Raw genomic sequence first — 21,514 nt, forward strand, 5'->3', positions numbered from 1 at the left:
AGATCGGACTGCGACGAAGGGGTGAATATCCGGCTGGGTTCCTCGCCGCTCGGTGTGCGGGTGGATGACCGCCGTGGTGCTACCGAGAGGCGTGTTGGGCCGCGATCCCCGCGTCAGCCACCGCCGCGGCTCCGGCCAGTGTGCTGGAGAACCGCCAGCAGTGCCGTGCCGACACGGTTCGCGTCTACAGCGCGCCGGACGGGAACGGCTACTGGACGGGTGCCGTCATCCACAACGGGATCTACGTCAACGTCGACAACCACTACAACGGCGTCTGGTGGCACATCAACGCTCCTTACGGCGGCTGGGTTCTCGCCGAGTACTTCTACTGAGTCTCCGCCGTGTGATCAGGGCGTCGCGGACTCCGTGATGAGTTGGCGGTGTCTGCTGATCAGGCGGTGGATGAGGGACGCGGTGGTGAGTTGGGCTAGACCGGAGATCAGGAATGTGGTGGGCACGCTGGTATGCGCGGCCAGTGTGCCGCCGGCCAGGGCGCCCAAGGGGATGCCACCCCAGAGGGCTACGCGGTGGGTGGCGAGGACTCGGCCCAGCAGGTCGGTGGGGATCATCGCCTGGCGTAGGGACATCGACAGGACGTTCCAGGCTGTGATGCCGACCGCGATGCCGAAGAAGCAGGCGCAGGCGGACCAGGTGTTGGTGGTTGTGCCGAGTAGGACGCACATGACGGGTGCGACCGCCGCGGCGGCGGTGATCGCTCGGGGTCTGCCGATCCGGGCGGTCACCGGGCCGACCGCCGCGGAACCGGCCAGGCCGCCGATGCCCATCGCGATGAAGAGGACCCCGTACATCGACGGGCTGAGTCGCAGGGTTTCCACCGCGTACAGGACAGTCAGGGCGGTGGCCATGGACAGGAGCGCGGCCATCAGTCCACTGAGGATGGTGAATCCGCGCAGCACCGGGTGCCGCCACAACCAGCGCAGCCCCTCGGCGATGTCCGCGCGCACGGTCGTTGGCTCGGCTCGCACGGCCCGGTACCGACCGGGAACGGCGGTCACGAGGACCGCCGCCAGCGCGAACCCGAGGGAGGTGCCGACGAACGGGGCGGCCCGGAACCAGCCGAACAGCGCCGCGCCCACCGGTGGTCCGACGAAGTTCTGACCTACCGTCTCCTCGACCGTCAGCCAACTGTTGGCGGCGTCCAGCCGTCGCCGGTCGACGATCTGCGGCAGGATCGCGCGGGCCGCCGAGTCGTACACGACCTGGCAACCACCGAGCGCGAACGCGGCGGCGTACAGCACCCAGATGTGCGCCACGCCAACGACCACCAGCAGCCCGAGCAGCACGGCACGGATCACGTTGACGGTCGCCATCGCCCGCCGCCGGTCTACCCGGTCGACCAGCGCTCCGCCCGGCAGGCCGAACAGCAACCACGGCAGGAAAGCGAACGCGGTCAGGCCGGAGATGAGCACGGGGCTACTGGTCAGCGACGCGGCGAGCAGGGGCAGCGAGACCTTGCCGATCCCATCGGCGCAGGTCGTCGTGGCGGACGCGGTGAACAGCTTCCAGAACGAGCGATCAAGAGCATATGCACGTCGGGACAAGGACTTCCACCTTCGGAAACGGAGCGCCGCTTCCGCTCAGGCGGTGATCGTCCTCCCGGAGAGGCGGAAGCGCGGGACAGTGTCACTGCTCACCGCTACCGCCTCCCATCACTTTCTCCTTGACGCTGAACCATAGCAGCGCGGCCCGCTGGACGTCAGTAGGCGAATCGGTGGATGGTCTCCGGGTGGAGAACCAGGCGGACCTGGTCTTCGGCCAAGAGGGCGGCGAGGTCCGTGGCGCGGGTGGGGTCGTCGAGGTCCCAGTAGCGGGCGGCCAAGCGGGCGGCGAGGTCGTGGGCTCCGTCGGGGTCGATGGTGACGGTGCCCGCGATCGAGATCCAGCGTTCGCGTTCGCCCACCGGGGCGGCGACGACGAGGGAGGCGCGGGGGTCGCGGCGCAGGCGGCGGACCTTGAGGGTTTCCGGGCCGGTGAAGAGTTGGATGGTGCTGTCGGTGGTGGCCTCGAACCACACGGGGCGGGGTTGGGCCGGGACCGGGCCTGCGGCCACGGACAGCAGCCCGTGCAGCGGGCGCTGGAGGAACTCCAGGTCGTCGGCGGTCAGCGAACTGGCGTCGGTGCTCATCACGGTCTTCCCGGTGGGTGCTCGGTTCACACCCAGTCAACACGAACGCCGCGGGCAAGCCCACGTGGTGAGAAGTCCACTCAGCCGCGGTAGGCCAGTGCGCGGTCGAGCGCTGCCCGGCCCGCCGGTTCCCAGGTGGGTTTGCCGCCGGGGCGACCCAACCTGCCGTTGCGCCCGATGCTGAGCAGGTGTAGTGCGCGCAGGACGGCCCACCCGCGAGCTCGGGCGATGGTGGCCTCGTCCGCGTGCTGGTAGGCGTCGAAGAACCGGGTGACGGCGCCCGCGGGCAACAGGATCCAGGCCGCGGACAGGTCGGTGGCAGGATCGCCCGCGCAGAGCTCACCGAAGTCGATCACACCGGCCAGCCCGCCATCCCGCACGACCACGTTCGCAGGATGCAGGTCACCGTGCAACCACCTCGGCGCACCCTCCCAAACCGGCGCGGCGACAGCTTCCTCCCACACCTCCCTGACGGCGTCGACGAGTATCGTTGGCGCGTCGGTGAACCGGTCGTGTGGCAGCGTTCCTTCCCGCACTTCGCTATCGGACTTGGCGGCGAGGATCGTCGACGCGCTGGTGAACGCGTCCTGCGTCTTGGCCAGCGCGACGCCGCGCAAGGGATTGCGCGGAGCGTGTGCGGGCGCGGGCTGGTGCAGGGCCCGGAGAAAGCCTGCGAGGGCCTCGGCCGAGTCGGCGCGGGTGATGGGTGCGTGATCTGCCGGATCGCCGTGGACCCAGCGGGTGATTGTCCAGGTGCGGTCGAACAGGACCGATGGCTCACCGACGCGCACCGGTACCGGGGTCGGCAGCGGCAGCCGCTCAGCGAGCACGGGCAGCCACTTCTGCTCGACACGCAGCAGATCCGGTCCGCGCTCGGTCCGCGGCAGCCGCACGGCCAACTCCGCCCCGAGGCGCCACATCTGGTTGTCCCACCCACCGGCCACGTCCCGGAGTTCGAGGTCCGCCAGGTCCGGGTGCTGTTCCCGCAGCAGCGCCCGCACCAGTTCCTGCTCGAACCCGAACTCGACCATGCGCGCAAGCTAGCACCACAGGGCCGCACACCTCGTCAGGTGAAGTCCAGCACCAACCCGACCACGCCTTCCAGGCGTCGTTCACCGGTCGGGCGGGTGTGGAGCAGTGGGTGGAGCTGACCAAGCGCGCCATCACGCCGCTCCACGCCACCGTCCACACAGCCTTCCGCTCGGGCGACCAGGTCGGTCTCCCCGCGGGCCCGTTCACCCTCCCGGCCAGGGCTGACTCAGCTGACTACCTCCAGCACCGGTCGGGTCGCCGCGGTGTCACGGCTGTCGAACTCCAGGGCGAACGCGCTGCCCGACAGGCCGAACGACACGCTGGCGGGATTGGCCGCCACCGCCGCCGTCACGTCCAGGCCGATCCAGTCGGTGGTCTTGCTGATCGGCACGGTCGAGAGCGCGAAACCCAGTGCGGGCTGGTTGTTCCAGGTCACGCCGGTTTCGGTCCACGATCCGGTCACCGCGCGTGCTGTCACGGTGGAATGCGTGTTCTCGCCGTCGTTTACCCTGCCGCGCAACCACAACACTGCTCGCTTCGGTGGCGCGGCCAGCCCTGGGGTGAATCGCAGATAGGCTCGTCGTGAGTAACCGGGGGCTGTCGCCGCCTTGACGATGAGGCGGCCGGTGCTGAAGTTCTGATCCGCGTAGGTGCCGTCGCGCACGTAAGCGTCGGCCACGGGGGCGAAGGTCAGCGCGGTGCCTGGCACCACGGGTGAGCCCGTGCCGAGACGCACTGTGCGGCTGGCGCCGAGGGTTCCGCCCAGCTCGACCAGGAGCGTTGTCGCGGGCGAGGTTCGCAGGACGGTGACGCCGGTGTCCGCGTCGGCCGTGGTGAAGCCGTTGTCCGACAGGGTGATCGTCACGGTGGTCGCGGTGCGGGTCGGGTCTGACACCGCCACGTTCAGTACCGGCCCCACTTGGCGCAGGAGCACCGAGCACGGGCCGTCCGCGATGATCGACCCGCATGTGCCTGCGGCGAAGAAGTTGGCCGCCCGCACCGTGCCTGCCGCGATTCCCTGCACGGCGGACGTATTCGCTACGACGGTCACGCCAGGTGCCGCGCTGCGTGCCGCTGTTGTGGTGTCCGATGCGCCGGGGAGCACCATGTAGGCGTAGGAAGCGTTGACGGGATCTGTGCCGTGGTCGTGCCACAGGGTGAGGAAGCGGCGGGTGATCGCGGTGGTCGGGCCGCCGGAATCGATGGTCCGCCACGAGCCGGTGCGCGCGGCCCGGGACGCGGATACCGGTGCACCGCCGAGGAACAGGTACCCGCCGAAGCCGCCGACGTGCGCCCAGTTCGCGCTGGGGAACGCCTTCGACCAGCCGAGGGTGGTCGGCTGGCTCACGCCGTCGACGATCAGGGCGTTCGTCCCGGAGGCGCCGAGGTTGCGGTTGTCCACCACGGACTCCACGGGCACGCCGTCGGTGGCGGTGATGCCCGCGCCGAGGCACACCACGGCGTCATCCAGGCAGAACCACGACTTGCGGCCGGTCAGGCTCGACTGCAACCCCGTGACGTGCTGGCCGATCGCCGCCGCGACGCCGTCGGAAGCGCCGCCCGCCCAGGAGTTGGTTGGCACGGTCGCGTTCCACGGCCCTCCTGCCTCGTCCGCCAGGACCTTGCGGGACACGGTCACCCCGGGCAGTCGGTAGGGGTCCACGGTCGGCCAGAACGCGTCGGAGTAGTGCCCGTCGTCCTGGCCCCACCAGTAGGTCATGCCGCTGCCGGTGTGCCAGCCACGCAGGTTCTCGCCGTTGCCGGTCTCGTAGAACGTGCTGCGGAGCGAGTGCATCGACACCATGAACGTCCACAACGGACGTCGATGGACCGCGCGGTCCATCGCGCCGAACACATGGCTCGACGGTGGGTGCGCGGCAGCGGGAACACCCGCGTTCGCCAGGAGTGCCAGCGCGCGTGCCAGGTCGGGTACCGCCAGGTGGTCGGTGTAAGGCGCGTAGGTGCCGCGAGTGATCCATCCCTTCGCCATCGCGCGCCAGCGGTCCGACTCGGTGGACGTGGCCAACCCGGTCGAGGCCAGCAGCACGATGGCGCCGAGGATGTTGTGCCCGCGCTGGTGGTCGTCCTGGTCGGAGCGGGCGATGCCGCGCCCGGACACGGCGTCGCCGACGAGTCCGTTGTGGATGAACGGCGCGAAGGTCGACTCCACCGAGTCGAACAGCACCTGCCGGTTCGGGTCGGTCACCGCCCACGGCGATCCGGCGAGCAGGTGCATCACCTTGGTCAACCCGCTGAGCAGCACCGCACCGTACCCGCCCGCGTAGGGCACCCGGGTGTGCTGCACGAACGAGCCGTCCGCGTACAGACCGTCCCCGGTCAGCACAGTCGGCAGCACGGGTGACAACCCGTCCCGCGCCGCGGTGATCTTGGCGGAGTCCTCGCCGAGGACCCCGCGCAACGCGATCACCTGGCAGAGGTCCACGCGGTTCGCACCGGTGCTCTTGTCCGTGTACAGCGCCAGTTCGGAGACGGGGACGTGGTAGTCGATCGCCGCGAGTTGCGCCGCCAGGAGAACTGGCGGCACCGGCACGAGGCAGCCGATGTCCAACAGCTTCTGCGGAGCGCCGATCCGCCAGTCCCACCAGTTGTCGTAGGGGGAGCTGCCCGCGGTGTAAGCGTTGTCGACCATCCATTGCAGACCGGTGATGATCGAGGCGGCCATGTCCGGCGAACCCGTCTGGCCCGTGCCCGGTTGCGCGTGGGCGAGTGCCATCACGCGCAACCGGGCACAGGTGTTGGTGACGTTCGCCGACTTCGTCCCGATCGGGTACTCGGGCCACAGACCCGAGCTGGTGACGACCATGGTGTTGCGGTAGGTGGTGGCCGCGTTGCCGGTGCTGATGAGAGCACTGTGGAATGGTTCAGCGGCCGGGTCGTAGCCGACACCGACCAGTAGGTCGCGCCATCGAGCTCGCAACGCGTCGTAGGGAGCGGCGGCGAACGCGGGGACTTTTACGCCGAGGACGATCGCCGCCGCCGACCCCGCTACGAGGAAACCCCTTCGGGACAAAGACATCTGCGTGGCCGCCGATTCAGGAGATGACGAAGGGGGTCAGCGGGTGCGCGGCGAAGAAGTCCCAGATCACCAGGTGCGCCTGGATCTGGCTGGTCGTCTTGCCCGGTCCGCTGAACACGACCGCGCCCGGCCACGTGTGGTCGCCGGTGAGGATCTTGTAGTGCGCGACGGCGGTGTTGCGCACGCAGGAACCCCAGGTGTACCGCACGACCTCGCTGCTGAGCTGCGTCGAGGTGGGCGTCGGCAGGCAGGTGTCGCGGTTGGCCCAGGTCTGCGCCCAGGTCATGATCGACGGAACCGGCTTGTTGCTGTCACCGGTGTAGGCGATGACCGAGTCGGCGGTGCCGTGGAACTCGATGATCGGCACCTCGACCGGCGTCGCGCAGTCCGTGCCCGGGTAGAACGCGCCTGCGACCGCGCCGAACGCCGCGATCCGCAACGGCAGCCTGCACGCCAGCAGCGCCGCGAACCCGCCACCGTTGGACTTGCCGACGGCGAAGATCCGCACCGGGTCCACGCACAGCGTCGCCTGCAGGTGGTCGAGCAGGTCGGCGACGAACTGGACGTCGTCGACCGCCGCCGCGTAGGGCGCGCCCTGCCACGCCCGCTCCCCGCCCTGGCCCTCGACCCCGTCCGGGTACACCGCGATGGTGTCGAGGCTGTCGATCTTCGAGAAGCCCTCGATGTCGGCGCCGTCGCCCTTGCGGCCGTGGAAGGCCAGCACCAGCGGCTTCTGCTGGCCGGGCAGGTAGGTCGTGGGCAGGTGGATCAGGTAGGTCCGGGTCCGACCGCCCGAGGTGATGCTCTGCGCCACCGACTGCCCGAGCGGGAGCGTGGTCGTCGTGTTCGTGCACCCGGCCGAGTGCACGGGATAGTTGTGCGCTGGCGGATCCGCCTGCGCCACCTGTGGAACTGCCACCCCCGCGAGGAGGGAGAGCGCTACTACACCGAGCTTGCTGAACCTCATGGACACCCCTGGTTGATTCGGCACAACGCCTCCGGACCGGGTCGACCGGTCCGGCCGCACACCCAGTCCACGCTCGGTCTCGTCCGTGGGGTTGCACCATTCTCGATCTTCGTGGACCGGGCTCGTCGAGATGGGACATACCGGACGGATTCGCTTGTCTGTCAAGGGATCTGGGCGCTGCGGCGGACCGTGGTCCGGGTGGTGGCGCTGGACCGGTGGTCGGGTTTGTCCCTATGGTCTGGACATGATCGGACGGCGGTGGGTGGTCGGTGCGGTGGTGCTGGCCGTGGCATTCGGCGGCATCGTGCCCGGGGTGGCGGTAGCGGAGTCGGCGTGGGGGGAGTGCCCGCCCGACCCGGCCGGGAGCGATCCGCGGTTGCGGTGCGCGGTGCTGGAGGTGCCGCTGGACTACCGGGCGCCGGGCGGACGCAAGATCGAGATCCGGGTGTCCCGGTTGGCCACCGCGAAACCCGGACTCCGGCGCGGGGTGTTGCTGCACAACGGAGGCGGCCCGGGTCAGGCCAGCCTGCACCTGCCGAGCCGGTACGCGCAGGCGTACTCGCGGGAGGTGCTCGACCGGTATGACCTGATCGGGTTCGACCCGCGGGGAGTCGGCTACAGCACGCCGATCACGTGCGGCCGCTCGCCCGCCGAACTGCCCAACGAGTGGGTCATGCCGTTCCCGGCCGCCGATGGCTCGATCACCGGGAATGTCGACTACGCAAGGGATCTGGCCCGCGACTGCCTCAAGCACGGCGGCGACATCGTCCGACACGTGACGACGGCGAACACGGCCCGCGACATGGACCGGATCCGGGTTGCCTTGGGGGAGCGGAGGATCTCCTACTCCAGCGGGTCCTATGGCAGCTACCTCGGCGCGGTGTACGCGACCTTGTTCCCGGAGCGGACCGACCGGATCGTGCTGGACGGCAACGTCGATCCCAACCGGGTGTGGCACCGGCAGTGGGCCCTCTGGGACAGCGGCGCCGAGCTGCGGTTCCCGGACTTCGCGGCGTGGGCCGTGCGGGAGGGCGGGTTCGGTGCGACGCCGGACCAGGTGCGGGCGGGGTTTCTCGCGCTCGCCAAGAAGCTGGACCGGACTCCGGTCGTTCACCCGAAAGCCGGGCCGGTCAACGGGAATCTCCTCCGCGCGATCTTCCGGGCGTACTCGTACCACAGCCTGTACTTCCCGGAGATCGGCGCGTGGTGGCGGTTCCTGGCCGATGGCGGCCCGGCTCCCGCCTGGGGCGATCCGGAGCTGGTGCCCGGGGTGCCGCAGGACAACTCGGTCGCGGTCCTGATGGCGGTCACCTGCGGCGACACGTACTGGCCGCACGACATCGACCAGTACCGGCGCGAGGTGCGGGTGAACCGGGCGAGGTACCCGATCCTGGGCGGGATGGGCGCGAACATCTGGCCGTGCGCGTTCTGGCCCAAACCACTCGAGCCCACCGTCCGCGTCACCACCAACGGACCGACCAACATCCTGCTGCTCCAGACCCTCCGCGACCCGGCCACCCCGTACGCGGGCGCTCTGGGAATGCGCGACTCCCTGGGCCACCGAGCCCGCATGATCACCGTCAACACCGGCAACCACGGCGCCTACGACCCCACCACCCCGTCGTGCGCGATCACCGAGACCCACCGGTTCCTCACCACCGGCACCCTGCCCCGCCACGACCGGACGTGCGAGCCCGACCCGGGCGGTCCTCGGCAGGCCGGGTTGACCGGGTTCACGCCACTGCTGCGGTGAACGGCGTCGCTCGGCCCGGTCCGTTCAGTCGTGGTCGGGTAGGCCAGCGGCGTGGTGGTGGGCGGTGTGGAGGGCTTCGGCCAGCAGGTGGCGGACGTGGGTGCTGGTGGCTCGGTAGAGGGCTCGGCGGCCGTCTCGGCGGAGGGTGACCAGGCCGGTGCGGCGGAGTTTGGCCAGGTGCTGGGACACGGCGGGGCGGGCGGTGCCCACGGCGGTGGCGAGGGTGGTGACGTCGTACTCGGCGCCGCAGAGTAGCCAGAGCAGGCGCAGGCGGGTGGGGTCGGCGAGCATCCGCAGTGCGTCGACGGCGACCGCCACGTGTTCCTCGGGTGGCAGCTGCCGCCAGTCGGGCTCGGGGTGGCGGGGGGCGTGCATGGTGGGACATCCTCGCAGCTCTTACCGGGGTGCGACCGGCCAACGGCGGTGCACGCGGTCTATGACGTAGTGGTGCGTGTGCCGCCACCCACCGGAGCACCGCACAGCGTCACCCAGGTGCGGGTCGCCTGCGGGCAGGTCCGCGTGCACGTGCTCCACCGAGTCCGCGCCCCGCCACACCCGCGCGCCGAACACCAGGCCCGCGGCGGCGACCACGGTCAGCAGCCCCAGGGTCGCGGCCGGGCCGACCACGCCGCCCAGCAGACCGGCGAGCAGGTACGTCACCAGCCACTCGGCGTGCGACAGGGCGTACTGGGCGGCGAAGAGCGCGGGCAGGTCGTCCGGGTGCGCCGACGCCCGGATCAGCCGTCCGACCGGGGTCAGCATCGCCGAGTACGCCACCCCGAGCACCAGCCACAACCCCAGCAGTGGCCCTCACCGCACGCCGGACCAGAACACCGCCGTGCCCGCCGCCATCAGCGCAACCAACACCCCGCCCGCGCCGACCATGACCTGCCGCTGCGGCCACCGTTCGAGCAACCGGGGCAACGCGAGCGCCGCGCCCATAGGCCCGCCGCGAACACCCCTAGCGCTACCGCGACCGCCGTCGGCCCCATGCCAAGCTCGCCGCGCACCAGCACGACCGTGTTGACCAACACCATCGCGCCCCCAGCCGCGGCAGCCAGGTTGATCCCCAGTTGTGCGCGTAGGCGCGGTGTGTGGCGGTACGCGCGGATGCCCTTGATCGTGCGCTCCGCCAACGAGGTCGAGGCGTCCGCATGGGCAGGCAGCGTAAGAGTGGCGATCAGGCCAGCGGAGACAAGGAACCCGGCAGCGGTACCGACGAACAGCCAGGAGAAGGTGATCGCCGTGAGCAGCGCCGCCGCCAGGACAGGACTGACCACGCGCTCGACGTCGTACGCCAAGCGGGACAGCGACAGCGCGCGGGTGTAGTCGCGTTCGTCGGTCAGGACCCGGGGGATGACCGCCTGGAACGCCGGGGTGAACGTCGCCGCCGCGACCTGCAGCACGGCGACCAGGACGACCACCTGCCACACCGCGTCGACCCAGGGCAGCGCCAGCGCGACCCCGCACCGGACCAGGTCCGCGGACACCAGCAGCGCCCGCCTGCCCACCCGCTCCGCCACCGCGGCGGCCACCGGCGCGACCAGCACGTTGGCGACCATCTTCACCGCCAGCACCCCGCCGAGGACCACGCCTGCCCCGGCCCCCGCGAGGTCGTACGCCAGCAGCCCCAGCGCCACCGTGGTCAGACCGGTGCCCACCAGCGCGACCACGTGCGCCACCAGCAACCGCCGGTAGGTGCGGTTCGCCAACGCCGACATGGCGCCGAATATATGTGTGCTCAGGTGCGCACGCGACAACGTGGCAAGTGCCAGTGATGTGCGGTATCGGTGATGCGCGACAGGGGGCGGCGAGGATGAGTGTCGACGGGGAGATGTCGTTGTTGGTCAACAACATCTCGTTGGTGATCGCCCGTGGTCGATGACGATCGTGGTGCGGATGGCTCATATGTCCGGGTCCGCCGCTCCTGTGCAACACGAATGGCCGATCGTGTTGCGCGCGAGAAACCGCCATGCTCAGTGGTGAATACTGGTGCGGCGGGTTGGGGCGCCGCCTGATTCTCTGGGGATACACGTGAAACGTCGCTATAGCGGCGCGCGCGAACGCGCGCGCCTGATGAAGGCTGCCCGGGGTGCCGGAGTGGCCCTGTCCATCGCGTTGATGGTGTCAGGCGTGACCGCGGTCACGCCTGCCGCCGCTGCGCCCAAGTCTGGTCCCTCTACTGCTGTTGATGTACGGACGCTGCCGCTGGCCGATGCGCCTGCCGCGGCGGAGAAGCGTGCGCCCGCGCCGCGGGTGGACGCGGATTTCGCCCCGCTCGCCAGGGCGGCTGACCCGGGTTCGCGGTTCGACCCGGCGCGGTCGCGGGTGGTGTCGCGGTCGCAGTTCGTCGAGGAGTACGTGAACCCGGATGGTTCGCGGACGGTGAAGCAGTCGGCGGAGCCGTTGAACGTCAAGGATGAGGCTGGCACCTGGCAGGCGATCGATGCCTCGTTGGAGGTCGACAGGTCGGGTCGGGCGAAGGCGAAGCGGCATCCGCTGAACCCTTCTCTGGGGGCTTCGGCCGATGACTCGGCGTTGGTCGGTATCGAGGTCGACGGCGCGAAGGTGTCGCTCGGTCTTGAGGGTGCCGCGAAGGGCCGCAAGGCGAGGGTGGCGGGCAAGAACGCCGACTACACGGATGTGGCGCCGGACACGGACCTGAAGTACGAGGTCACGGCGAGTTCGGTGAAGGAGACGATCGTCCTGCGCAAGCCGGGCCGGTCGTCGTGGCGGTTCACTCTGGACACCGGCAGCTTGACCCCGCGTCTTGCGGGCGATGGCGTGGAGCTGGTGGACGCCGCCGGGAAGATCAAGGCGGTGATGCCGCCGGTCGAGACCTGGGACTCGGCTGGCGACGGCAAGGACAAGGCCCCGGCGCAGACCGGTGGCCGGTACGCGTTGGAGCAGGCCAAGGGCAAGTGGGCCTTGACCGTCTCGGTCGACGAGGCATGGTTGAAGGACTCGAAGCGGGTCTACCCGGTCAGCGTCGACCCGACGTTCAGCTTCAACACCGACAACGCGTGGGCGTACAAGTCCGACGGGTACTCGTGCCAACAGTGCGGTGTGCGGATCGGCAACTCCCAGTCCGGCTCCGGTGGCGGCGACACGTACTGGCGGTCGGCGTTCCACTACAACTACCCGTCGCTGTCGGGTAAGACCGTGGTCGGGGTGCGCCTGGATGTCGCGCGCTCGGGTGGCGGTGGCTACAACAAGGCGTGGGGCACCAACCTCTACGACCTGAACAACTTCAGCTTCAACGGCCCTGGCCCGTTCCTGGCGTCCTCGGTCGTCGGTGATGTCGGCAGCTTCCAGAGCACCGCGTTGACCAACTTCATCAAGAACGCCGTCGACACCAACAACTGGGCCTACTGGTTCATGCTGACCGGCACCGAGAACCCCGGTGTCTACACCTACAAGAACCTCAACGCGACCCTGTACGTCGACACCGGCAGCGCGCCCCCGGCACCGGTTCTCTCGGCGCCCGCGGACAACAGCGTGCTGACTTCGTTGACGCCGACGTTGGCGGTCAACTCGGTCACCGACGCCGATGGTGACGCGGTGAAGTACTGCTTCACCGTGGCCACCGGCACGGATGGCAAGTCGGGTCAGGTCGTGGACTCGGGTTGCGTGACGACTCCGACGTGGACGATCCCGGAGGGTGTGCTGACCGACGGTGCGGCGTACACGTGGAAGGCCACCACCGCGTCGGGTTACAGCTTGACGCCGTCCGCTTGGGTCGGGCACTTCAAGGTCGACCAGCGCATCGGTGACCACGGTCCGTCTCCTGTGGACACTGTGGGTCCGGTCGCGGTGAATTTGGCCAATGGCAACGTCTCCACTTCGGCGTCGTCGCCGACGTTCACCACGGTTGGTGGGACTGCCGGTCTCAGTTTCACCTACAACTCCCAGCAGCCGGTCGCGACTGGTGTGAAGGCGTCCTACTTCGATGACGTGTCGCACGCTGGTTTGATCAACGACCAGCAGGTCCCGGTCCTGACCCGGAACGAGCCGCAGATCAACGCGGACTGGGGTACCAGCTCCCCGCACTCGCCTGCCTTGGGCGGGGACTGGTGGCTGGTCCGGTGGGAGGGGTGGTTCATTCCGCCGGTCACCGGCACCTACCAGTTCGCCGGTCTGCACGACGACGGCCCGGTGATCTGGATCAACAACGCCAAGGTCTACGACGTGGCCACGCCGCGTGCCGCGCTCGACTGGGCCGCGGCCACCGGTGTCGCGCTGACCCAGGGTGTGGCTGTGCCGATCAAGGTCGAGTTGCAGGAGATGACCGGCAACGCCTCGATGAAGCTCTACACCCGCACCACCTCCGGTGGTCCGGTCACCGAGCAGATCGTCCCCTCGGCGTGGCTGGCGTCCACCGACAGCCCAGCGTTGCCCAAGGGCTGGACCCTGTCGGCTGACCTTGACGGCTCCGGGAGCACTTACACCGAGGCGAAGGTGGTGGACCAGACCATCGTCGTCACCGACGCCACCGGTGCGAAGCACACGTGGACCAAGAAGTCCGCTGGTGGGTACGCGCCGCCGGAGGACGAGGAGGGGACGCTCGGCCTGGACAACACCGGCCGGGTGACCCTGACCCAGGGCGCGGATGTGTTCGTGTTCCGCACGGACGGCAAACTCGACACGCAGTCCAATGTGGCCGATTCGCGCAAGCCCGCCGCATTGCAGAACCTCTACAACGGCACCCCCTCGCGATTGGTCCAGATCAAGGACCCGGTCTCGAACCGGTTGCACCAGCTGTACTACAACCGCCCGGGCGAGGACTGCTACGGCGGCGCCTCGGTTCCCTCGGGCGCGGACTCGTTGCCCCCGGCCCAGATGCTGTGCCGCATCGTCTACTGGGACGGCAGCACCTCACGGCTCTGGTACAAGGCGGGGCAGCTGTTCCGGATCGAGGACCCGGGCAGTGAGATCACCGACTACTCCTACACCAACGGTGTCCTGACCGGCACCCGTAGCTCGCTCGCGGCCGATTGGGTCGCGGTGAACCCGGGTGTTCGCGACACCGCGGCGACCTACACCGCGATCGGTTACGACAACACCGCCGCGGTCAAGCCGGTGGCCACGTCGGTCACCAGCCCGGCACCGGTGACAGGGGCGTCGCGACCCGCGCACTCCTACCGCTATGACCGCCCCAACCGCATCGCCTACACCGACGTCGCGGGCATCACACCCGCTGTCGGCTTCTCGAACAAGGTCATCTACGACGACGCCGACCGGCTGTTGTCCACAACAGATGCCACTGGCAAGGTGTCCTCGCAGACCTGGAACGTCAAGGACCAGAAGCTCACCTCCACCGACCTCGCGGGCCGGGTATCGACCACGGTCTACGACGCGCAGGACCGCCCGATCGACAACTACGGCCCCGCACCGGCGTCGTGCTTCACCGGCCAGGTTCCCACTGTCGCCTGCGCGAGCACCGTGCCCAGGACCACGACCGGGTATGACGAGAACATCAACGGCTTGTCGGTCTCGTGGTACGACAACAACACCTTGTCCGGTGCGCCGAAGGTCTACACCACCGGTTTCGGTGACCCCACCGGCAAGCTCCAGCAGACCTGGCCCGCCGCACCCACCACAGGGATTCCAGCGGACTACTTCTCGCTGCGGGCGACCGGTGACATCGTGTTCCCGGCCGCGGGAACCTACAACCTCCGGCTGCTCGCCGACGACGGAATCCGCGTCTGGGTGGACGACCAGCTGATCATCGACAGCTGGATCGGCACCTACCCGCTGTGGCGCAACGCCAACGTTGTCAGCGGCGCCGCTGGTGAGTCGAAGAAGATCCGCATCGACTACTTCGAGGTCAACCTCGGCGCCCAGCTCGAACTCCACTGGACCACCCCGGCCGCCGTGCAGGAAGTCGTCCCCGGCTCGGCGCTCAAGCCGCGACATGGCTTGACCACGTCGGAGACGGCGTACGAGTCCAACGGTGTGCCGGACTCGGTCCGCGCGATCCGCTACGACGAGAACGGCATCAGCCCCGCCTATGGTCTGTCCACGAGCTCGACCAGCGGTGGTCTTACCACCTCGACGAGCTATGAGACACCTGGCGCAGGCTACCTGCGCTCTACCGCCAAGGCACTGCCGACGGGAGTGCAGTCGACCACGGAGTACTACGGGGACACCGAGACCCGTGACGATCCGTGTGTGGCAGGTGACGTCCAGGTGAACCAGGGAGGTTTGTCGAAGAAGGCGACGTCGGCGACGCCCGCCTCGGGTCCGGCGCGGGTCGACGAGCAGATCTATGACGCTTCGGGGCGGGGGGTGGCCAAGTCGATCTCCGGGGACTGGACCTGCACCACCTACGACGCTCGTGACCGTCAGGTGTCGGTGGCCATCCCGGCGAACGGCTCGGCCGGTGCGCGCACCATCACGACCAACTACGCCGTGGGTGGTGACCCGCTGACCTTGTCGGTGAGTGACTACAACGGCACGATCACCACACAGGTCGACCTACTGGGTCGTACCGTCGCCTACACCGACGCCAACGGTGTGCGCACGGAGACCAGCTTCAACCAGGTCGGTCGGGTGACGTTGGAGAAGGTCATCCCACCGAACGTGGCCGACGCCGCGCAAGAGATCACCAACACCTACGACGACGCCGGTCGCGTGCTCACCACGTCGTTGGGCGCCACGGTGCTGGCCACCACGACCTACGACGCCGCGGGCGAGCCCGCGTCGGTGTCCTACTCCAACGGCAGTTCGCTGAACTCCGTCACCAAGGACACCAGTGGTAGGCCGACCGGGTTGAACTGGAAGACCAGCAACAACGTCACGATCTCCTCGGCGGTCACCCGCACCCGTGCGGGCACGATCGTCGACGAGTCGCTGGCCGGTGTCGACGCCAGGCCCAGCCTGCCGAACTTCGTCTACGACGCGGCCGGTCGGCTGACCGACGCGTGGGTCACCGACCACCACTACGTCTACGACTTCACCTCCAACGCCCCGTCGACGTGTCCGACCGGCAAGCAGACCAACGCCGGTTTGAACACCAACCGGGTCTACCTCTACGACGAGACGAGCAGCGGCACCGCCGACACCGGCTACTGCTACGACGCCGCCGACCGGATCCTCGCCACCACCGGTACCAGCCCGATCACCGGTGTCACCTACAACACCCACGGTTCCACCACCCAGTACACCCAGGGCAGCGCGACCACGGTGTTCGGTTGGGACACCACCGACCGCAACATCCTCATCACCACCACCGGATCCGACCCGGCATCGGTGTCCTACACCAGGGACGCCACCGACCGGATCATCCGCCGTCAGGCCGCCCAGGGCGACACGACCGCCGACATCCGCTTCGGCTTCACCGGCACCGGCGACACGGCCGACTACGCCCTCGACGCCACCGACAAGAAGATCATCACCCGCAGCATCAGCCTTCCCGGCGGCGTGCTCTACACCTGGAAGCCGGTGGCGGCGGACCGCACCTGGGACCACCCCACCGTCCGCGGTGACCTGACCCTCACCACCACCTCGACCGGCTTGCAGTCCGGTTCCCTGCGGACCTACGGCCCGTACGGCGAGACCGGCACCACCAGCAACGACGGAGTTCCGGACAACCAGCCCGGCCACTTCGACAACGGCTGGCTGGGGCAGCACCAGCGCCCGTACGAGCACGCCGGGGCACTGTCCATCGTCCAGATGGGCGCCCGCCCCTACAGCCCTGCACTCGGCCGCTTCCTCTCCGTCGACCCAGTCGAAGGCGGCAGCGCCAACGACTACGACTACACCTCGGCCGACCCCATCAACAGCACCGACCTCGACGGCAACTCCAGGGCCTGTTCGCGCTGGGTGAAGAAGTGGTGCGCCGCTTGGCGCAACATCATCAAGTGGCGTCCCAGCTACACGATCACCTACTACACCGGCAAGGGCTTCGATCGCAAGCGCACCGAGGTCGTCTACCGGCGTGGCAAGGAGGTCTCGCGAAAGATCTGGGCCTCGCCGTGGACCATGAGCGGCAAGCCCAGTCCGTTCGAGAAGCTCATCTACAAGCGGCAGGGCAACGTCATCTACGACGCCAACGCCGTGTACAACCCGTACGGCAAGGCGATGCTCACCTGTGCGGGCGGTGCCGGAGGCGGAATCCTGGCTGGTGCTCCCGGCGGGCCGTGGGGCGCGATCTTCGGCGCCGTCGGTGGGTGCGTCGGATCAGTGGCCACCTACATCGCGGGCAAGTGACCGCGTGTAGCCCCCGGGCGCCGGGCTGACATCCCGCGCCGCTAGCGCACAACCAGGACGGCCCGTCGGTGATCCTCACCGGCGGGCCGTCCTGTGCTCGCACGATTCGAGGCGACGACGTCCGGGTTCGGGGATCGTTGCGTCGTGGTACGCGGTGCGCGCTGCTCACTAGTCCGCTCGGCGGGGTGAGTTTCTCGACCTGTTGCCCGGACGGTGACGTGGTTGACTACCGGCTGGGGGCCTGGTGTGGAGCGGATGGAGTACGGCGGTGGCGAGGTCGGGTGGGGGCGATGTGTTCGCCGCCGATGTCGAGGTGGGGCGGGACCTGGCGGCGGTCGACTGGGCCGCCGGGCCGCTGGGGGAGCCGTCGGGGTGGCCGCAGAGCCTCCGGACCGCGGTGAGCATCCTGTTGTCGTCGCGGTTCCCCATGTGGTTGGCGTGGGGGCCGGAGCTGACGTTCTTCTGCAACGCCGCCTACCGCCGGGACACGTTGGCGCGCAAGTACCCGTGGGCGCTGGGGCGGCCCGCGCGGGAGGTGTGGGCGGAGATCTGGACCGACATCGGGCCGCGGGTCGACACCGTCATGACCACCGGGCAGGCGACCTGGGACGAGGCGTTGTTGCTGTTCGTGGAGCGCTCCGGGTTCCGCGAGGAGAGCTACCACACCTTCTCCTACAGCCCGCTGCGCGACGAGACCGACGCCGTCGTGGGCATGTTGTGCGTGGTCAGCGAGGACACCGAGCGGATCATCGGCGAGCGGCGGATGGCCACGCTGCGCGACCTGGGCTCCGACCCCAACGCGCAGCGCACCGAGCAGGAAGCGCTCGCCTTCGCCAGGGACCAGTTGGCGCGCAACACCCGCGACCTCCCCTTCACCCTCACCTACGCCACCGAGGGCGAGCCGCGGTTGACCAGCGCGACCGGTGTCGACATCGAGTACCCGGCCGAGATCTGGCCTCTAGGTTCAGAACCGCAACTGATGGAACTCGACCCCACGGTGTTCCACGGCCTTCAGAATGGCGACTGGCCCGCGCCTCCTACGCGCGCGTTGGTCCTACCGCTGCGCGACTACGGGTTCATGGTCGCCGGGTTGAACAACTTCCGGCCGCTAGACGACGGCTACCGCGGTTTCATCGACCTCGTCGCGGGTCATGTCGCCGCCGGTATCGCCAGCGCGCGCAGTTACCGGGCGCAGCAGCAGCGAGCCGAGGAACTCGCCGAACTCGACCGCGCCAAGACGACGTTCTTCTCCAACATCAGCCACGAGTTCCGCACACCGCTCACCCTGATCATGGGCCCGGTCGAGGACATGCTCGCCAGGGCGGACCCCGCGACGAGCGAGGACCTGGCGATCGTGCACCGCAACGGGCTGCGGCTGGGCAAGCTGGTCAACACGCTGCTCGACTTCTCGCGGATCGAGGCAGGCCGGGCGCGGGCGCGCTACGAGCCGGTCGACCTCGCCGCGACCACGCTGGAACTGGCCAGCGTGTTCCGCTCGGCGATCGACAAGGCAGGTCTGGACTTCGTCGTCCACTGCCCGCCGCTGCCCGAGCCGGTGTACCTGGACCTGGGCATGTGGGAGAAGGTCGTCCTCAACCTGCTCAGCAACGCCGTCAAGTTCACCTTCGACGGCTCGATCGGCGTCTCGGTGCACGCCGACGGCCCCACCGCGGTCATCACCGTCACCGACACCGGGGTCGGCATCCCGCCCGAGGAGATCCCCCGGCTGTTCGAACGCTTCCACCGCATCGAGAACGCGCGGTCGCGGTCCAACGAAGGCAGCGGTATCGGCTTGGCGCTCGTGCAGGAACTGGTGGGACTGCACGGCGGCACGATCACCGGGGACAGCGTCGAGGGCGAAGGCACCCGCTTCACGATCCGCCTCCCGTTCGGTCGTACGCACCTGCCCGCGGACTCCGTCGCACAGGATCAGACCGCCAGCGCCGTCACCACGACTGCGGACCCGTATGTGCAAGAGGCGCTGCGGTGGCTACCTGGCGAGCACGACCTGCTTGCGGTCCCTAGCGCCGAGATCGCCGGGCAAGGTGCGACAGTCCTAGTGGTTGACGACAACGCTGACATGCGCGAGTACCTCGACCGACTGCTCACCACGGCGGGCTACGGGGTCCGCGCCGCCGTCGACGGGCTCGACGCCCTGGAGATCGTCCGGACCGCGCCGCCGCAGCTGGTGGTCAGCGATGTGATGATGCCCAGGTTGGACGGCCTCGGCCTGGTGTCCGCCCTGCGCGCCGACCCGCGCACCGCCGCCGTGCCCGTGCTGCTGCTCTCCGCCCGTGCGGGCCAGGAGGAGTCGATCGAGGGCCTGCACGCGGGCGCCGACGACTACCTGGTCAAGCCGTTCGCCGCCGCCGAACTGCTGGCCAGGGTCCGGGCGAACGTCGAGCTGGCCCGGCTGCGCAACCACCACGCCCGCTGGCACGCCGCCCTGGTCGACTCGCTGCAAGAGGCGTTCTTCGTCTGCGCGGAGGACGGGGCGATCATCGAGGTCAACACCGCGTTCGCCGACATCCTCGGGTACGGCCAAGAGGGGCTGCCGTACCGGTCGCCGCACCCGTGGTGGCCGGACCCGGACACCGACCCCGAGGGCAACCAGCGCGCGCTCGACGCCTTCACCAGCCTGATCGGCGGCGAGGTGGGCGCCCGCCCGGTGGTCCCGGTCGTGCACCGCGACGGGCACCGGCTCTGGATCAGCGCGACGCACAACCAGACCCAGGACCCCGACTCCGGCCGGACGGTCACCGTCGGCACCTTCCGTGACGTCACCGCCGAGCACTACGCGATCCAACGCGACAGCGCGCTCGCCGCGGTGAGCATGCGGCTCTCCGGCGCGACCAGCCTGCCCGAGGCGTTGATCGGGGCGTTGGAGGAGCTCGCGGGCCTGTGGCGGGCGCCGCGCGTGCTGGCCGTGGTCAGCGCGGCGGGCTCCGAGCCGGTGATCACCAGCACTGACCCGGCCCTGACCTGGGCAGATCTGCCCGAGCGACTCCGGTCGGCGCTCACCGCGCTGCGCGCGCACCCGACCCTGGCCCCGGTGACCGAGCCGGGCGTCGGCGTCGGGATCAGCCTGGACCACCCCGAGGGGCCGATGGTCCTGTGGCTCGAACCGCACCCGCACCGCCCGTTCACTCACCAGGACGAGCTGCTGCTGTCGTTGCTCACCGGGCACCTCGCCCTGGGGCTGGCGCGCGCCCACCAGATCGACCAGCAGCGCGAGACCGCGCTGGCCCTGCAACGCGCGATCCTCGGGCCCGCCCACCTGCCCGCCGGGTTCGTCGTGCGCTACGAACCGGCCGCGAGCCCGCTGGAGGTCGGCGGCGACTGGTACGACACTGTTCCCTTGCCGGACGGCAGGATCGGCGTCGTGGTCGGTGACTGCGTCGGCCGCGGGCTCAACGCGGCGGCGGTGATGGGGCAGCTGCGCAGTGCCTGCCACGCGCTGCTGCTGCAGAACGCGGGACCGGCCCGCACGCTCATGGCGCTCGACGACTTCGCCGCCGACGTGCCCGGCGCGGTGTGCACCACGGTGTTCTGCGGCGTGCTCGACCCGGCCACCGGCACGCTGACTTACTCCAGCGCGGGCCACCCGCTGGCGATCGTCACCGCCGCGGACGGCCCCGTCGAGTACCTCGACCGGGCATCGGCGACCCCGCTGGCCGTCCAACCGCCGTTCCAGCGCCCCGAGTCCGAGTGCGTGCTCGCCGCGGGCGCGACCCTGCTGGTCTACACCGACGGGCTCGTCGAACGCCGCCGCCGCGCCCTGTCGGTCGGCATCTCCCAGGTCGTCGACACGATGGAACACGGCCGCGACACCCAACTCGACCTACTGGCCGACCAAGTGATGACCCGCCTGGCCCCGGACGGCGGCTATGACGACGACGTCGCGATCTTGCTCTACCGCCACCCCGCGCCGCTGGACCTGACCTTCCCCGCTGAGGCAGTCAGGCTCGCCCCCGCCCGGCACGCCCTACGCGACTGGCTGATCCGATTCGCCGTGCCGGTGGCCGTCATCGACGACGTCCTCGTGGCCGTCGGCGAGGCATGGGCCAACGCCATCGAACACGGCTCCCGCGACACCACCACCGGCCCGATCCGCTTCCACGCCGAGATCACCGGCCCGACCCTGACCCTCACCACCACCGACTCCGGCAGCTGGCTCCCCCCAGACCCCACCAGAAGCCCCCACCGCGGCCGCGGCATCTCCCTCATGCACGCCCTCCTGCGCCAGGTCACCATCACCCCGAGCCCCACCGGCACAACCGTCCACATGACCACCCGGATCGGCTAGGTGCCCTTGGCCGGGTTGGCTACGTCGTGCTCGCCCCGTCACCCTTCAGGAACTGTCGGTGG

The 21,514-nt window shown here is 69.5% G+C and carries 12 protein-coding genes; 4 read left to right on the top strand and 8 right to left on the bottom strand.

Features of this window, described 5'->3' with window-relative positions:
* The first annotated feature begins 140 nt into the window (after nucleotides 1-140).
* Entirely contained in the window at nucleotides 141-332 is a 192-nt protein-coding gene (locus tag CLV68_RS12770; RefSeq protein ID WP_121390545.1) for a hypothetical protein, read from the top strand.
* A gap of 15 nt (nucleotides 333-347) precedes the next feature.
* Here CLV68_RS12770 and CLV68_RS12775 read toward each other — a convergent pair whose 3' ends face one another.
* From CLV68_RS12775 to CLV68_RS12795, 5 genes are all read right to left on the bottom strand, one after another.
* A complete protein-coding gene (locus CLV68_RS12775; RefSeq protein ID WP_121390546.1) occupies nucleotides 348-1,562 on the bottom strand; it encodes an MFS transporter in 1,215 nt (404 codons plus the stop codon).
* A 155-nt stretch (nucleotides 1,563-1,717) separates the two neighbouring features.
* Nucleotides 1,718-2,146 (bottom strand): pyridoxamine 5'-phosphate oxidase family protein, encoded by a 429-nt coding sequence (locus CLV68_RS12780; RefSeq protein WP_121391155.1) that lies wholly within the window; start codon nucleotides 2,144-2,146, stop codon nucleotides 1,718-1,720.
* 80 nt (nucleotides 2,147-2,226) lie between these two features.
* Nucleotides 2,227-3,177: an aminoglycoside phosphotransferase family protein gene (locus CLV68_RS12785; protein WP_121390547.1), complete on the bottom strand. Its 951-nt coding sequence runs from the start codon at nucleotides 3,175-3,177 to the stop codon at nucleotides 2,227-2,229.
* A 227-nt stretch (nucleotides 3,178-3,404) separates the two neighbouring features.
* The gene (locus CLV68_RS12790) at nucleotides 3,405-6,209 is read right to left on the bottom strand and encodes a polysaccharide lyase family 8 super-sandwich domain-containing protein (protein ID WP_211346483.1); all 2,805 of its coding nucleotides are present in this window, start codon (nucleotides 6,207-6,209) and stop codon (nucleotides 3,405-3,407) included.
* A gap of 22 nt (nucleotides 6,210-6,231) precedes the next feature.
* Entirely contained in the window at nucleotides 6,232-7,182 is a 951-nt protein-coding gene (locus CLV68_RS12795; RefSeq protein ID WP_147459968.1) for a CE1 family esterase, read from the bottom strand.
* Between the two features lie 244 nt (nucleotides 7,183-7,426).
* On the opposite strand from CLV68_RS12795, the gene CLV68_RS12800 reads away from it, so the two are divergent.
* Complete coding sequence (locus CLV68_RS12800; protein WP_121390550.1) at nucleotides 7,427-8,935, top strand: alpha/beta hydrolase; 1,509 nt, start codon at nucleotides 7,427-7,429, stop codon at nucleotides 8,933-8,935.
* A gap of 24 nt (nucleotides 8,936-8,959) precedes the next feature.
* Here the strand turns inward: CLV68_RS12800 and CLV68_RS12805 are convergent, their stop codons facing one another.
* From CLV68_RS12805 to CLV68_RS12810, 3 genes are all read right to left on the bottom strand, one after another.
* Nucleotides 8,960-9,310, bottom strand: a complete 351-nt coding sequence (locus tag CLV68_RS12805) for an ArsR/SmtB family transcription factor (protein ID WP_121390551.1) — start codon at nucleotides 9,308-9,310, stop codon at nucleotides 8,960-8,962.
* Nucleotides 9,311-9,331: 21 nt separating this feature from the next.
* A complete protein-coding gene (locus CLV68_RS35090; RefSeq protein ID WP_246009785.1) occupies nucleotides 9,332-9,721 on the bottom strand; it encodes a hypothetical protein in 390 nt (129 codons plus the stop codon).
* A gap of 65 nt (nucleotides 9,722-9,786) precedes the next feature.
* Nucleotides 9,787-10,656, bottom strand: a complete 870-nt coding sequence (locus CLV68_RS12810) for an MFS transporter (protein ID WP_246009786.1) — start codon at nucleotides 10,654-10,656, stop codon at nucleotides 9,787-9,789.
* Between the two features lie 313 nt (nucleotides 10,657-10,969).
* Here CLV68_RS12810 and CLV68_RS12815 point away from each other — a divergent pair, with 313 nt between their 5' ends.
* Both CLV68_RS12815 and CLV68_RS12820 read left to right on the top strand, forming a co-directional pair.
* Nucleotides 10,970-17,146, top strand: coding sequence for a PA14 domain-containing protein (locus CLV68_RS12815; protein ID WP_147459969.1), 6,177 nt, complete (start codon nucleotides 10,970-10,972; stop codon nucleotides 17,144-17,146).
* Between the two features lie 268 nt (nucleotides 17,147-17,414).
* Nucleotides 17,415-21,452 (top strand): SpoIIE family protein phosphatase, encoded by a 4,038-nt coding sequence (locus CLV68_RS12820; RefSeq protein ID WP_246009787.1) that lies wholly within the window; start codon nucleotides 17,415-17,417, stop codon nucleotides 21,450-21,452.
* Nucleotides 21,453-21,514: the final 62 nt, after the last annotated feature.

Source organism: Actinokineospora cianjurensis (genome assembly GCF_003663795.1).
In the GTDB taxonomy this organism is placed as follows: Bacteria; Actinomycetota; Actinomycetes; order Mycobacteriales; family Pseudonocardiaceae; genus Actinokineospora; species Actinokineospora terrae.

Bases quoted from the DNA above. Each gene is read 5' to 3' on its own strand.
- CLV68_RS12780 (WP_121391155.1), bottom strand. From the start codon at position 2,146: ATGAGCACCGACGCCAGTTCGCTGACCGCCGACGACCTGGAGTTCCTC.
- CLV68_RS12785 (WP_121390547.1), bottom strand. From the start codon at position 3,177: ATGGTCGAGTTCGGGTTCGAGCAGGAACTGGTGCGGGCGCTGCTGCGG.
- CLV68_RS12795 (WP_147459968.1), bottom strand. From the start codon at position 7,182: ATGAGGTTCAGCAAGCTCGGTGTAGTAGCGCTCTCCCTCCTCGCGGGG.
- CLV68_RS12800 (WP_121390550.1), top strand. From the start codon at position 7,427: ATGATCGGACGGCGGTGGGTGGTCGGTGCGGTGGTGCTGGCCGTGGCA.
- CLV68_RS12805 (WP_121390551.1), bottom strand. From the start codon at position 9,310: ATGCACGCCCCCCGCCACCCCGAGCCCGACTGGCGGCAGCTGCCACCC.
- CLV68_RS12810 (WP_246009786.1), bottom strand. From the start codon at position 10,656: ATGTCGGCGTTGGCGAACCGCACCTACCGGCGGTTGCTGGTGGCGCAC.